The following is a 14,176-nucleotide window of genomic DNA, read 5'->3' on the forward strand; positions in this document are numbered from 1 at the left end:
GTTTTGGGTTATGAGTTACCGATTTTCGGTTGTTTTTCGAATCAAATTAACTTTTGTTTCATTTTCTCAAAACGATATTTTCTTATAAATTTAGCCTGTTCGGGTGTAACTAATAAAGGTGTTTTTGCTTTTTTTGCTTTCCAGAATCCTGTGATATAATCGAAAAACAAGAATGGTTTTTTCTTCATCATCGCCAGTTTTGCCGAAGCAATTGCGGTAATCCAAAAACCGTATCCTAAGGTGTAAAAAGCTTCGCCTTGTTTATAACGTGCTGTTTTATTGTAGTTTGCGCCAGTAGGTTTTAAATGTTTTACATGTAAAGAAGCATCTGTAACTATTTTCCAATTATAGTATTTACATAGTAATTCGTCTACTGTGTCCCAGCCCATAGCGGGTTTTAAACCTCCAATTTGCTGGAAAGTTTCTTTTCTGTAGGCTTTTAATGCGCCGCGAATATGATCTTTATCTGTCAGGTTTTCTAAAGCCCAATCGCCATTTTTTTCAATATAACAGAATCCGCCCACCATTCCGATTTTTGGATCAGATTGAAAATGATTGATAATTGTCTCGAAATAATTGGAAGGAAAAATTAAATCGCCGTCTATTTTTACAATAATATCATATTCTGAATCCAATGTTTCAAAACCTTTCTGAAAAGCCTGAATCACTTTGCTTCCCGGCATGTGAATCGCATCCGAAGTTTTATTAACCACAGAAATAAACGGATTTTCTTTTGAAAAACCCAACACGATTTCTTCTGTTTTATCTGTTGAATTGTCGTTTACAACCACAATTTTGGAAGGCAAAACAGTTTGCGAAACCAAAGATTGTAAGGTCAGACCAATTAAATCCTGTTCGTTGTGCGCGGGAATAACGATGTAATACTTCATTTTAAATTCCAATTTTTTTTATCCCGAAGCCTCGGGACCAAATTCCAACAATTAAAAATAAATTCCAATCTTTTTTAAATTCCAAATTCCAACTTTTACCGCTACGGTCTAAATTGGAATTTGGAATTTATTTTTTGGGATTTAAATATTACGATTTTACTTTCTCGGCAACAACAATATAATATCTCGGAGTGAAATATCTTAAAAGTGGTCTAAAACCAAACTTTTTTACCGGATGTGTAAATTTTTGTCGATCGGTTATTTTCCAGCCAGTTTTTTCTAAAAGCCAGTCTAATTGCCAGTCTTCAAATTCATGATAATGTCTGTCCCACATGTCTGTTTTTGAACGATATGCCGGTGAAAACCATAAACGTAACGGAATCGAAATTAGCAATTTGTCACATTTTACGTTTTCTAAAATCGTGTACGGATTTAATAAATGTTCGAAAATTTCAAATGCCGTAAAAACAGTATATTCTTCTGTTTGCAAAGCCGTTTGATCGTTATCTAAATCTTCACCTTTTGTGTTTTTTACGGTATAACCATTTTCCTCCATTATTTTAGAGAACGGATTGGGTACGCCAAAATCAAAAATGGTTTCTGATGTCTTGACATGTTTTTGTAAAAATTCTAAAGTAAGTTTGAATCTTTTATTGGGAAACGTTTTTTCGTACATTTTTTATTTTTTATCGGCAAAGGCGCAAATATACAAAGTTATCTTCTTTTTTGTATTTTTTAATTAGAATGAAAATCAAAAGTCCGCATTTAAAATATGTTTTCAAATGCGGACTATAACTTTATACTTTATGTGATTTACTAATAGCTTCGTAGAAACGTAATCTTTATAGATAATTAGGTAATGGATTTTTAGAGCTCCATGGGAGCGATATGTTTTCCACTTGCCAAAATATCGCTCCGATGGAGCTTTTCCCAAAATGAATTATTTGTTCTATAAATGTGACGTCCCACTGGGACTTATTATATAACTTAATTAATATCGGTAAACAAAGGCATTAACGTTCATTCCGGCTCCAACGGAAGCAAAAATGACAACATCGCCTTTATTAATTTCGTGATTTTCTAATTTTCCTTGTATCAAAAGATCATACAAAGTTGGTACGGTTGCTACGCTTGAGTTTCCTAAATCATGAATACTCATTGGCATAATATCTTTAGGTGCAGTTTTGTCGTACAGTTTATAAAAACGATCGACAATAGCTTCGTCCATTTTTTCATTTGCCTGATGTATCAGGATTTTTTTTACCTCATCGATTCCAATTCCGCTTTTGTCTAAACAGCTTTTCATTGCGCAAGGAACCTGAATTAATGCAAACTCGTAGATTTTACGACCGTACATTTTAATGTATTTTATATCCGGATCTAAATCTGGATTATATGATTTTCCGAAGTAAAGGAAATTAGCTTCATCATTAGCATAAGTAGCACTTTCGTAAGATAGTAAACCAGTTTCGTCATCTTCAGAAGCCTCTAAAATAGAAGCACCGGCACCATCAGAATAAATCATAGAATCGCGATCGTGATCGTCTACAACTCTTGATAAAGTTTCAGCTCCAATGACCAAAACTCTTTTTGCCATTCCGGATTTAATAAATGCATTGGCTTGCAAAACACCTTCGATCCAGCCTGGGCATCCAAAAAGAATGTCATAAGCCACACATTTAGGGTTTTTTATATCCAGTTTGTTTTTTACACGAGTGGCCAAACTTGGTAAAATATCAGTTTGATGTGTACCTGTTTTTACGTCGCCAAAATTATGGGCAAAAATGATGTAATCTAAAGTTTCACGATCGATATTGGCATTTTCAAGCGCTCTTTCAGCAGCAAAAAAAGCTAAATCAGATGAAGTATGATGATCTTCGGCATAGCGGCGGTTTTCAATTCCGGTAATACCTTTAAATTTTTTAATTACAACTTCATTCGGGTATCCAAAAGGAGTTCCGTCTTCATTTAAAAAAATATGTTTATCAAAGTCAGTATTCTTAACTTCTTTATTAGGAATGTAACTTCCTATACCAATTATTTTTATTTTCATTATTCCTTAATTATCCGATAAATTTATTGCTAAATTATAAATAAATTTATGATAACTATCATAAAAAATACTATGCATGCATATAATTATGAAATAGTAATTTTTTTTATGGATATATTGTTTATTTTCTAATGATTTTGTGATTTTATCGAGATTTCAAACGTTTGCGAATTGTTTGCGAACTTATTTTTATTTCGTAGAATTCTTAAAGTCATTTTGATTTTGTTATAAATGAAACGGAAGATTTTAAAAGTGTTAAAATAGAAAACTAATAAAGTTTCAAGTTTCAGGTTTCAAGTTATTTGAAGCTGAAATCTGAAACTTGAAACAAAAAATAAACCCGACAGGTTTTAAAAACCTGTCGGGTTGGATAAATAAATGTATTATTTAAAGAAAAACTTATTTCTTAGTTTTCCATATAAGCTTCAATAGGAGCACAGCTGCAAATTAAGTTTCTGTCACCGTAAGCATCGTCTACACGACGAACAGATGGCCAGAATTTATTTTCAGCAATATACTCTAATGGGTAAGCTGCGTTTTCTCTAGAGTAAGGGAAACTCCAGTTGTCAGCAGTTAACATTGCCAATGTGTGAGGTGCATTTTTCAATACATTGTTTTTATCATCGGCTGTTGAAGCTTCAATCTCTTTTCTGATTGAAATAAGAGCATCACAAAAACGATCTAATTCTGCTAAATCTTCAGATTCAGTTGGTTCGATCATTAAAGTTCCAGCTACCGGGAAAGAAACCGTAGGAGCGTGGAAACCGTAATCCATTAAACGTTTTGCGATATCACCAACTTCGATTCCGTTTTCTTTAAACGAACGACAATCTAAAATCATTTCGTGAGCTGCTCTTCCACATTCTCCTGTATAAAGAATTGGGTAGTGTCCTTCGAAACGGGCTTTCATGTAGTTAGCATTTAAAATAGCATGTTCTGTAGCGCTTTTTAATCCTTCGGCACCCATCATTGTGATGTAACCGTAAGAAATTAAACAAACTAAAGCTGATCCGTAAGGTGCAGATGAAATTGCTGTAATAGCTTGTTCGCCACCAACTTTTAAGATTGGGTTTGTTGGTAAAAAAGGTACTAATTTTTCGTTCACACAAATTGGTCCAACTCCAGGTCCACCTCCACCGTGAGGAATAGCGAATGTTTTGTGTAAGTTTAAATGACAAACGTCAGCACCAATTGTAGCAGGATTTGTTAATCCAACTTGCGCGTTCATGTTTGCACCATCCATATATACTAATCCGCCATTGTCGTGGATTAGTTTCGTGATTTCAATAATTGAAGATTCGAAAACTCCGTGAGTAGAAGGATACGTTACCATTAAACAAGATAAATCATCCTTGTGTTCAATCGCTTTTTCTCTTAAATCTTCTACATCAATGTTTCCTTCTGGAGTAGTTTTAGTAACGATAATTTTCATTCCGGCCATCGCTGCAGAAGCAGGATTTGTTCCGTGAGCAGAGGAAGGAATTAAACATACATTACGGTGACTTTCGTTTCTTGATAAATGGTAAGCACGAATAGCCATTAAACCAGCATATTCTCCCTGAGCTCCTGAGTTAGGCTGTAATGTTGTTCCGGCAAAACCGGTAATTACATTTAATTGCTCCTCCAATTTTTTAAGCATTGTGATATAACCTTCTGCTTGTTCAACTGGTGCAAATGGGTGAATGCTGTTCCAGTTTGGCATCGATAAAGGCAACATTTCTGAAGCTGCGTTTAGTTTCATCGTACAAGAACCTAATGAAATCATCGAATGATTCAACGATAAATCTTTACGCTCTAATTTTTTGATGTAACGCATGATCTGACTTTCTGAATGATGATTGTTGAATACATCATGCGTTAAGAAAGAAGATGTTCTTTCTAATGAAGCCGGTAATTGACTTGAAGCAGTTAATTCAGAAACAGTAAAAGTTTCTTTTCCTAAAGCTTCAGCAAAAATCGCAATAATTTGATTAATGTCAGCAACTGAAGTTGTTTCGTTGAATGAGATCGAAATGGTATCTGCATCAACATAGTAGAAGTTTACTTCATTTTTCTCAGCAATCGCTTTTACTTTTTGAGCATCAGCTTTTACTAAAATAGTATCAAAGTAAGCTGTATTAGTTTGGTAAACGCCTAATTTATTTAAAGCTTCAGCAGCAGTAACTGCCGATGCGTGAACTTTACCTGCAATATATTGTAAACCTTTTGGTCCGTGGTAAACAGCATACATTCCGGCCATAACCGCTAATAAAACCTGAGCTGTACAAATATTTGAAGTTGCTTTTTCACGTTTAATGTGCTGCTCACGAGTTCCTAATGCCATACGTAAAGCGCGATTTCCATTAACATCAATAGAAACTCCAATAATACGACCTGGCATAGATCGTTTGTATTCGTCTTTAGTTGCAAAAAAAGCAGCGTGTGGACCACCATAACCCATTGGTACACCAAAACGTTGTGTAGTTCCAACCACAACTGCAGCTCCCATTTCTCCCGGAGAAGTTAAAGCAGCTAGTGATAAAATATCTGCAGCAAAGGCAACTTTGATTTCATTTTCTTTTGCTTTAGCAACAAAAGCACTATAATCGTTTACCTGACCATATTTACCCGGATATTGTAAAATGGCTCCAAAGAACTCATTCGAAAAATCAAAGTTTTCGTGGTTTCCAACAACTAATTCAATTCCAATAGGAGTTGAACGTGTTTGAAGTATTGATAAAGTTTGTGGTAAAATTTCTTCAGAAACGAAAAATTTGTTTGTATTGTTTTTCTTTTGGTCACGTGTACGAACGTCAAATAACAAAGCCATAGCTTCGGCAGCTGCAGTTCCTTCATCTAATAAAGATGCGTTTGCAATTTCCATTCCTGTTAATTCAATAACCGTAGTCTGGAAATTTAAAATAGCTTCTAGACGACCTTGAGCAATTTCTGCCTGGTAAGGTGTGTAAGCCGTATACCATCCTGGATTTTCGAAGATATTTCTTTGAATTGGCGCAGGAACTATCGTTGGGTGATAACCCAAACCAATATACGATTTGAATACCTTATTTTTCTTTCCTAATTCCTGAATGTGATTTGCGAATTCGTACTCCGTCATTGCAGGATCTAAATTCAAAGGCGCTTTTAAACGAATGTCATCCGGAAGAGTTTCATAAACAAGTTGTTCAATCGATTCCACTCCAATAGTCTTTAACATGTGTTGAAGATCTGTTTCTCTTGGGCCAATGTGTCTTAAAGCAAAAGCATCTGTTCTCATTTGTAGCTATCTATTTTTTAAGGGCAATGCAATTAACAAAGCGTAAACTTCAATTTAAGCAGTGTACACAAGGTTTATTACATTTTATAGTAAATGTGTTGTTTTTTGTGGCGCAAAATTAAGTATTATTAATAATTTAATAGGTATTTTTAACTTCAATTTTTATGAAATTTCTAACTAAAGAGTTGATTTGTTAATAATTGATTAGATTTAAGGAATGAAAGTGTTGAAACAAATATTTGATTTTTACCTCCATAGTAGTATTCATGTGGCTTTGTCGTGTTATGCATTAGTTCATATAACATTTTATTTCTTTCATATTCAATATGATGAACAAATGGCTTTGTTCGTTTTTTTTGGAACAATTGTGGGGTATAATTTTGTTAAATATGATGCGTTGGTTCGGGTGAAAAAAAAACCAATCGGAAATCAGTTAAAAATTATAGCAGTTTTGAGTTTTGTTTCTCTGATTTTAGTTGGCTATTATTTTTTTCAGTTAAAAAGAATTACCCAAATAGTCTCCTTTGGAATATTTGCTATAACTGCACTCTACACACTTCCGTTTTTTCCAAATCGTAAAAATGCCAGAAACTGGGCCGGAGTAAAAATTTACATTGTGGCGCTTTGTTGGGTAGGAGCAACGCTGGTTTTACCTTATATAAATGCCGAAATTCCTTTTACAGGCAACTTTTTTATCAAATGCATTCAGCGTTTTGTCTTAGTTTTTGTGCTGATTCTGGTTTTCGAGATTTTAGATTTAGCCAATGATGATCCGCATTTGCAAACCGTTCCGCAGACAATTGGCGTTAAGCGTACAAAAATTTTAGGCTTTTCATTATTAGTTCCGTTTTGGGTTTTAGGAATATTGAGTTTTACACTTCATGATCTTATTATCAATCTTGTAATGGTTCTTACTTTGATGTTGTTTATTCTATTCGCCAATACAAATCGATCAAAATATTATACTTCTTTTTGGGTCGAAAGCGTACCCATTTTTTGGTGGCTGATGATAGTGTTTTTGTAAATAAAAAAACCGATGCGTTCAACATCGGATTCTAAATAATAATATTTTGGGCGTGTCCCTCCGGGTCGGGCTATCCGCTGCAAGTCCTCGCACTTCCTTCGTCAGGCTGTGGGCTTTCCACTTCTATCCCTCACGCAAACCGTAAAGCGAGAAAATTCATTTTTTAAAGAAAATTTTAGATGATTTATTTGAATTGCCTCCAGCTTTAGCTGGAGGTAAAAATGACAGAATAAAAGTGGCTTTAGCCAAATATTATATTCTTTATTTAAATTATGCTATTTTTCAGAAACATCTTTTAGAACTTTATTTCTTTCCAAAAGAAACTGCGTCATATGTTTTTCGAGAAATAAAATATCAAATAATTCTCCAAAAATTCCAAAAGGTGTTTCATATTCCAATTTATCTTTCATAATTGTAAAACCATTTATTTCTTCAAAAAAATGCTGATGTTTGAAAGATTTGAATTTGCCTCTTTCCATTTCATCGACAAAATAATCGTGCAAATTCATTTTGGTAATCCGGCTTTTGTGTGTGAGATAAAATCCAAAATGTTTGCCGCGCCAGGTTACCGTTTCATTTAAATTGATTAATCCTGAAGTTATTCCGGCAATTGCTTTTTCACTTGTTTTACTCGCAGATTTCTGATGAATATCGATATTTCGTGAAGCATCAAAAACAATTTGTTTTGGTGCTTTTATTTTTGTTGTGAGGTTTATTGTTGTCATAATTAATCAGCTTATTTCAAGTCCCAGCGGGACGTTTATATTTATAGAACCATGAAAAAAAGGTTTTAGAACCCCAGCGGGGTGGAATGTTTAGGAATAATCAGAAAGCAATATATCGCTCCGCTGGAGCTTAAAAGAACGACGTATTTTTATGTTTTCTATAAATATTACGCTCTGCTGGAGCTATCAGAAAATAATAAATTATTTGCGTAACAAATCTTCAAAAGCTTCATCAATATCTCCAAACTTAAATTTAAAACCATTATCCAAAAGTCGTTTCGGAATGACATTTCTGCTTTTCAAAACCAACTCCGGCTGAGTACGAATAATGAATGAGCCAATTTCTAACAAAAAAGTATTCAACTGAATTCCGAAAGGAAAACCAACTGCTTTTCTAAGTTTCTGCATAAAATCAGCATTACGAACTGGTTCCGGAGAGACAACATTCACAATTCCGATCATTTCTTTTTGAATAATAAAATCAATTGCATTGGCAAAATCTTCTTCATGAATCCAACTCACAAACTGATTTCCTTTTCCTTGTTTGCCTCCAAAACCTGTTTTTGCCAAAGTCTTTAACGGAATAAATGCACCACCTTTTTTACCCAAAACAATCGAAGTTCGCAAAGCCGTTTTTAAAGTATTTGGCGTTTCGATTTTAAAAAATGCTTTTTCCCAGGAAAGGGCAACATTTATAGAAAAATCATTTCCAATTTCGCCATCAACCTCATCCATTTGTTTATCTAATGAAAAACGATAAATAGTAGAAGTTGATGAATTCAGCCAATGCTTCGGTGGATTTGTGCAATTCAAAACCGCTTTGTTTAAAATTCTTGTGCTTTGAATCCGTGACCATAAAATCTCTTTTTTATTTTCTTTCGTATAACGGCAATCAACCGATTTTCCTGCGAGATTAATTAGAACGGTTGCATTTTCGAGTTCGTTTTCCCAGCCGGAAAAACTCTTTGCGTTCCAGTTTACATATTTAATTCCGTCAATTGTTTTAGATTTTCCTCTGGTCAGAATTACAATTTCATCAAATTTATCTTTGAATTTATGGATTAAAACCTGTCCTAAAAAACCTGTTCCGGCTGCGATTATAAGTTTGTTCATTTTGAGTATGTTTTTTTTGCCACGAATTGCACGAATTACACTAATTTTTAAAATGTGCAATTTTAGTGCTAAAAGTTAATTTGTGAAAATTCGTGAAATTCGTGGCGAACTTTTAATGATAATTACGCTTTAAAAACCAATCTTTCTTCTTGTTGCGCTTCTTTGGCTTTTCTTTTTCCTCTAAAGAAGAAATACAAATTGAAGAACAACATTACTCCCAAATAAATAGAAAATCCGCCAATTTTGTAGCTCAATCTTTCGATTAATTCCTGATAACTGTTGTTGCTTAATTGCATTTCCAGAATCATTAAGGCAAAACCAATATTTAAAAGATAAAATCCGGTTTCAAAAAGTTTGTTGGTGGCTTCGGCAATATCTTCACGGCCTTTAAAAATGTCCAGCATAAATATTTTTCCGTTTTTAAAAAGAGTTTTAGAAACATAATAAGTAAGAAATAAAGCGATTGGTAAATAAAGTCCGTAACCGATTAAGATTTTTGTAGTTTCCATGATATTTAAATTTAAGGTATTATTTAATTAATTTATGAATGTACTTGGTTAGAATAATGATATTGAGATAATGCAATATCGAAATGATGAAAATGATAATTGCTGTTTTTGTTCCGATGGTTTCAATTAATTGTGTCGAATATGAAATTTTTTGCCAGGAAATAAGCGTCATTGCGCAATAACCAATGTTTAAAAGATAATATCCCAAAAGCAAAACCTGATTGATTTTCTGGCAGATATCCGCATGATTCGGGATGAGTTCTGCGACATAAATGTTTCCGTTTCTGTAACAGATTTTACCAACTCTTAGAATAATGAAAATCGTAATGCCGAGATAGATAAAATATCCAATGATGTTGAGATTCATGACGATTATTTTTTTGGGTTAATATTCATAATTTAAGCCGCGTTGTGTCAAAAGGTATGCAATTTCCAATTTGCGTTTGTTTTTTACTTCAATGGCAGATCCTTTTGCAAGAAAAACGGAAGTTGGAATTGCAGTTTCTAAAAACTCAAAGTCATGACCATAATTTTCCTGAAAATCAATATCAATTTTATGATTTAGAACTTTAAATTGTTCCCATCCAGGATGTTGAACTTCATACTCGAAAGTAGTTTCATCATCAATTTTTGTATATCCAAAATAATGTTCGGTTATAAATTTAGCTTCAGAACCGATTTCAATTTCTATTGGATTCTTTTCCGTTTCTAATTGAATTGTACTCCATTGTTCCTTATTTTTCCATTGATAGATAAAAGTTTGCGTATTATCATCTTCAACAATTTCATGTTTCATTTTCTAAGTTTCATAATGTTCCTGATACAAAGTATTTGCAATGAATGTAATCGCTTTTTTTGGAACAATTTCTTTGATGAAAACTACGCCGCGTTTCCATTCGCCGTTTTCAAAACGTTTTACGTAAAATCTTAAATTGACTTCTTCAAAATTGACATGAAACGGAATTTTTACGCCCAGAACTTTTGTGTTTTTAAACATAAACCCAACCAGACTTACATAACATTTGTTGTTCCAGATATCTATTTCAGTTCCTGCAGGAATATATTTTTCTAAGATTTCAGCATCTACCTCATAATTCAAAAGAGCTAAGTTTTTCCATTCTGCTTTTAGAAATGAATCAGAAGTAATATTGGCTGTCAAAAAGTAGAAGTAAGTTGCTATTACCATTGGAAACAGAAAAAAACTAATAAGATTTCCGAAATCATTTCCTAATGCAGAATTGGTAAGGATCATAAAAAAATCAATCAAAACCAAAATCCAGTAAAGTCGAATTTTTCTCTTTTTTTCTTTGCTGAGCTCCTTCATTTTTACGAGTAAAATAATTCCTATTGTTACTTGTACAATCCCTAATACGATTTGAAAGAGCATTCCAAAATAGACTAGAAGATAAAGTCCAAGAGTTGTGAAATAAAATATTTTGTTGATTTTATGTAATGTGGTAAATGTCATGATATATTTATTTTTGAATTTTAAGAAATTCATTTGCTGGTTTTTTTATAGATTATTACTGAAAGGTAAATGGCAAGAAGCAGAGGAAGACAAAATAATACATCGCCAATGTTGTTGATATAATAAATATTTAGATTAAAGAGATAGATGTAAAAAAACAAGATAACTCCAGCAATATAAATTTGAAGATAGGTATTACGAGGTTCGGAAAATATCATTTTTACTGCCAAAATCACTTGAATGAACCCTGTTATACTAGTTGAAACCAAGGCGTTAATAAAAGCTTCATCTTTAGCAATAGGATAAGTTAGCAATATCAAAAATGGAAGTCCAATTGCAAACGTATTGAGTAATTTTATAGTTTTCATAGTTATTGAGTATTTTAAACTTTCAGAAAAAAATGAAAGTTTTAATTAAATTTTTTTACTTCATGATTTTTAGAACCAAACGTCCCAACCAGTTTTCGTTGAACTCTGTTATTTTATCTAACATATTATCTGCTTTTAAAACAAAATCGTATAATTTAGAAGTTTGATCAACAAAATGTTTTTCTTCTGCAGAGGACTCTTTTGCTTCAATTGTCGAAACTTCTTTTAAAATTTTAAGAGCAGGTTTAATTTCCCTTTTGCTTCTTTCTCTTGAAATTTTTACCGCTAATTCGTCTAAATCTTTTTCGGCAGTAAAAAACTCTCTTCTTTCTCCGGCTTTGTATTCTTTATAAACAATTCCCCAATCCATTAAAGCTCTTAGGTTCATGCTGGCGTTTCCGCGCGAAATTTGCAATTCCTCCATAATGTCTTCCATCGAAACAGCTTCATTCGAGACCATTAATAAAGCATGAATCTGTGCCATGGTTTTATTAATACCCCATTGAGAACCCAATGCTCCCCAGGTTTGTACGAACTTATTTTTTGCTTCTTTGAATTCCATAGATCAAATGTAAGTAAAAGTTTTTAAACTTTCAAAAATAAATGAAAGTTATTTTTAAAAGTATATTATTTTTTAAGAATAGTCTTATGTATTGTTTTTTGTGTTTTATGACAAAGAATCTTCTTTCTGTAACATTTTCCTAATTAAATCTGTAGTTCTAAAATAGCTTTGGGTATAAATTTTTAAAATTATTTTTTAATATCCTCATTATTAATAAATAATCAAGTCGTGGAGCAGAACCCACTTAAAAAACGAACTGTTTCGCTCAGTAAAATGCGAAGGTGTCATCTGAAAAGCCTTATGAGTAAGACAAATAATTAAATCATTAAGATATGAATTCATTTATTGGAAAATGGGTAGATCAACAAAATGTGTTAATCACAATTACCGGATCTAAAACTAGCATTAGTGTAGCTTACGGCAACGGACGCGGCCCTTTTCAAGGTACTCTAAACGCTTCTAATCCATCAGTAATTACCGTAAACTTTACGGATGATGGAGGAAATAAAACAGGTACGCTGTCAAATAACAATTCTGATATAAATTGGGATAATGGGACAACTTGGAAACAATTAGTTTATTTAAGAAAAAATGCATGGGATGACAACAACGGTGGTCAATTTATAGATAAGTCGGGCAATTATACCGACCTTTATTGGTATGCAAAAGCTGTTAAGGTAATGCAATCCCGCCCAATAAGCGACCCTACCAGCTGGTGGTTCTATGCTGCAATCCATGGTGAATTACTATTGCCAGGATCTTTATATCCAAAGCCATACCAATATCTAAACTGGAAGAATGTTAACTACATAGGAGCAGCTGCAAATTTAAGTGTGGTTCCATCCAATGCATTAACAACTGTTTTTTGGGATCAGTGTCAGCATGGTACCTGGTTTTTCCCTCCTTGGCACAGAGGTTATTTGGTAGCATTAGAAAATATTCTTCGTACCATTATATCTCAATTAAATGGCCCTTCGGACTGGGCATTGCCCTATTGGAATTATCTAAACCAATCTACAGTCTATATTGAATCTCATATCCCTCCGGCATTTACACTTACTGTTTTACCGGATAACACACCAAATCCTTTGTACGTACCTGAGCGTTATGGATCTAATGTACAAGTAGGTAATGGAGAGAATTCAGCAAATGATCAATGCCAATGGGATACCATTTACAGTGAAGGGGCTGCTCCTGCACAAATTGGAGCAGGTGATTTAAATGGCTATTTTTATGGTGGCGGAGAAACCGGATTTTCACATAGTGGTTCAGAAACAGGAGATCTTGAGCAGAATCCTCATAATTTCGTTCATGGTATGGTAGGTGGACAAAATGCTGCGGGACAAATAGGTTTGATGGGTGTGCCGGCAACAGCTGGGCTCGACCCTATATTTTTCTTGCATCATTCTAATATTGACCGTATGTGGGATGCCTGGAATGTAACAGGACAGAATAACAATCCTTCGGATGTAAATTGGCTGGCCGGACCAACTGCAAATGGCAATTCACAATTTGCTATGCCTTTGGATGCACAGGGTACTGCCTGGTATTACACACCTGCAGATGTTCAAACGACAAATAATTTGAAGTATAACGGATCTTATTATTCTTACACATATAGCGATCTCTCTTTAACTTCTTATGACACAATTCAACCGGGTTTTTTGAAAGAGAACTTATCTCTTAGATTAAATAAACTGAGTGCGATAAATTTAGAAACAGGAATTAAGATGGCTAGTAAACAAAATAATGAATTAGTTGGAGCAAGTAGTGGTTCAATTACATTAAAGGATAAAGAAACTAAAGCTACTGTTCAATTGGATAAAACGGCATGGAAATCAGTAAAGAATAGTCTTTTAAAAGCTTCTGTCTCTAATATCCCCGATGAGGTATATCTTCAGTTAGAAGGTGTAAAAGGAGGTGCTGACTCCAATTTTCTTTCAGTTTATGTAAATAATACATTTATTAAGTCTGTTTCTCTTTTTGGACTCCTTGGTGCATCTCTTAAAAATACGGCTCATGGCGGTGCAGGACTTACTTTTAAATTCAATATCACAAGTATTGTTGATGAATTACATCTGGAGAGTGCTATTGATATTAATTCACTAGATGTTCAAATAAAGAGTAAAGATGCCCCTCTCGATGGTGATGAAATCACAGTAGAGCGAATAGGCATTTACCGTTCAGGGCAATAAGTCAAAAAAGACA

The 14,176-nt window shown here is 33.6% G+C and carries 12 protein-coding genes and 1 pseudogene; 2 read left to right on the top strand and 11 right to left on the bottom strand.

The window, feature by feature from the left end:
* Positions 1 to 41 precede the first annotated feature (41 nt).
* From RT99_RS16320 to gcvP, 4 genes are all read right to left on the bottom strand, one after another.
* A complete protein-coding gene (locus RT99_RS16320) occupies positions 42 to 890 on the bottom strand; it encodes a glycosyltransferase family 2 protein (protein ID WP_042565825.1) in 849 nt (282 codons plus the stop codon).
* A 148-nt stretch (positions 891 to 1,038) separates the two neighbouring features.
* The gene (locus RT99_RS16325; protein ID WP_042565826.1) at positions 1,039 to 1,566 is read right to left on the bottom strand and encodes a methyltransferase; all 528 of its coding nucleotides are present in this window, start codon (positions 1,564 to 1,566) and stop codon (positions 1,039 to 1,041) included.
* A gap of 315 nt (positions 1,567 to 1,881) precedes the next feature.
* Entirely contained in the window at positions 1,882 to 2,943 is a 1,062-nt protein-coding gene (locus RT99_RS16330) for a 3-oxoacyl-ACP synthase III family protein (RefSeq protein WP_042565827.1), read from the bottom strand.
* A gap of 406 nt (positions 2,944 to 3,349) precedes the next feature.
* Positions 3,350 to 6,199 (bottom strand): aminomethyl-transferring glycine dehydrogenase, encoded by a 2,850-nt coding sequence (gene gcvP / locus RT99_RS16335; protein WP_042565828.1) that lies wholly within the window; start codon positions 6,197 to 6,199, stop codon positions 3,350 to 3,352.
* Positions 6,200 to 6,416: 217 nt separating this feature from the next.
* Between gcvP and RT99_RS16340 the strand changes: the two genes are divergently transcribed.
* Positions 6,417 to 7,223 carry a hypothetical protein gene (locus RT99_RS16340; RefSeq protein ID WP_042565829.1) on the top strand — a complete coding sequence of 269 codons (807 nt, stop codon included), beginning with the start codon at positions 6,417 to 6,419 and terminating at the stop codon, positions 7,221 to 7,223.
* Between the two features lie 275 nt (positions 7,224 to 7,498).
* On the opposite strand, the gene RT99_RS16345 is transcribed toward RT99_RS16340, so the two are convergent.
* From RT99_RS16345 to RT99_RS16375, 7 genes and pseudogenes are all read right to left on the bottom strand, one after another.
* The gene (locus tag RT99_RS16345) at positions 7,499 to 7,948 is read right to left on the bottom strand and encodes an SRPBCC family protein (RefSeq protein ID WP_042565830.1); all 450 of its coding nucleotides are present in this window, start codon (positions 7,946 to 7,948) and stop codon (positions 7,499 to 7,501) included.
* A gap of 201 nt (positions 7,949 to 8,149) precedes the next feature.
* Positions 8,150 to 9,061 carry a TIGR01777 family oxidoreductase gene (locus RT99_RS16350; RefSeq protein ID WP_042566041.1) on the bottom strand — a complete coding sequence of 304 codons (912 nt, stop codon included), beginning with the start codon at positions 9,059 to 9,061 and terminating at the stop codon, positions 8,150 to 8,152.
* Between the two features lie 122 nt (positions 9,062 to 9,183).
* A complete protein-coding gene (locus RT99_RS16355) occupies positions 9,184 to 9,570 on the bottom strand; it encodes a hypothetical protein (protein WP_042565831.1) in 387 nt (128 codons plus the stop codon).
* Between the two features lie 19 nt (positions 9,571 to 9,589).
* Positions 9,590 to 9,937, bottom strand: coding sequence for a hypothetical protein (locus RT99_RS16360; RefSeq protein WP_042565832.1), 348 nt, complete (start codon positions 9,935 to 9,937; stop codon positions 9,590 to 9,592).
* 18 nt (positions 9,938 to 9,955) lie between these two features.
* Positions 9,956 to 11,071 (bottom strand): annotated as a pseudogene (locus RT99_RS16365) (YqjF family protein).
* A complete protein-coding gene (locus RT99_RS16370) occupies positions 11,068 to 11,406 on the bottom strand; it encodes a hypothetical protein (RefSeq protein ID WP_042565833.1) in 339 nt (112 codons plus the stop codon). The pseudogene RT99_RS16365 and the gene RT99_RS16370 overlap by 4 nt, the downstream one beginning before the upstream one ends.
* A gap of 55 nt (positions 11,407 to 11,461) precedes the next feature.
* On the bottom strand, positions 11,462 to 11,968 hold the full coding sequence (locus RT99_RS16375; RefSeq protein ID WP_042565834.1) for a GbsR/MarR family transcriptional regulator: 507 nt from the start codon (positions 11,966 to 11,968) through the stop codon (positions 11,462 to 11,464).
* 332 nt (positions 11,969 to 12,300) lie between these two features.
* On the opposite strand from RT99_RS16375, the gene RT99_RS16380 reads away from it, so the two are divergent.
* Positions 12,301 to 14,163 carry a tyrosinase family protein gene (locus RT99_RS16380; protein ID WP_052483705.1) on the top strand — a complete coding sequence of 621 codons (1,863 nt, stop codon included), beginning with the start codon at positions 12,301 to 12,303 and terminating at the stop codon, positions 14,161 to 14,163.
* Positions 14,164 to 14,176: the final 13 nt, after the last annotated feature.

It is taken from the genome of Flavobacterium sp. MEB061 (genome assembly GCF_000834715.1).
Taxonomy (GTDB): Bacteria; Bacteroidota; Bacteroidia; order Flavobacteriales; family Flavobacteriaceae; genus Flavobacterium; species Flavobacterium pectinovorum.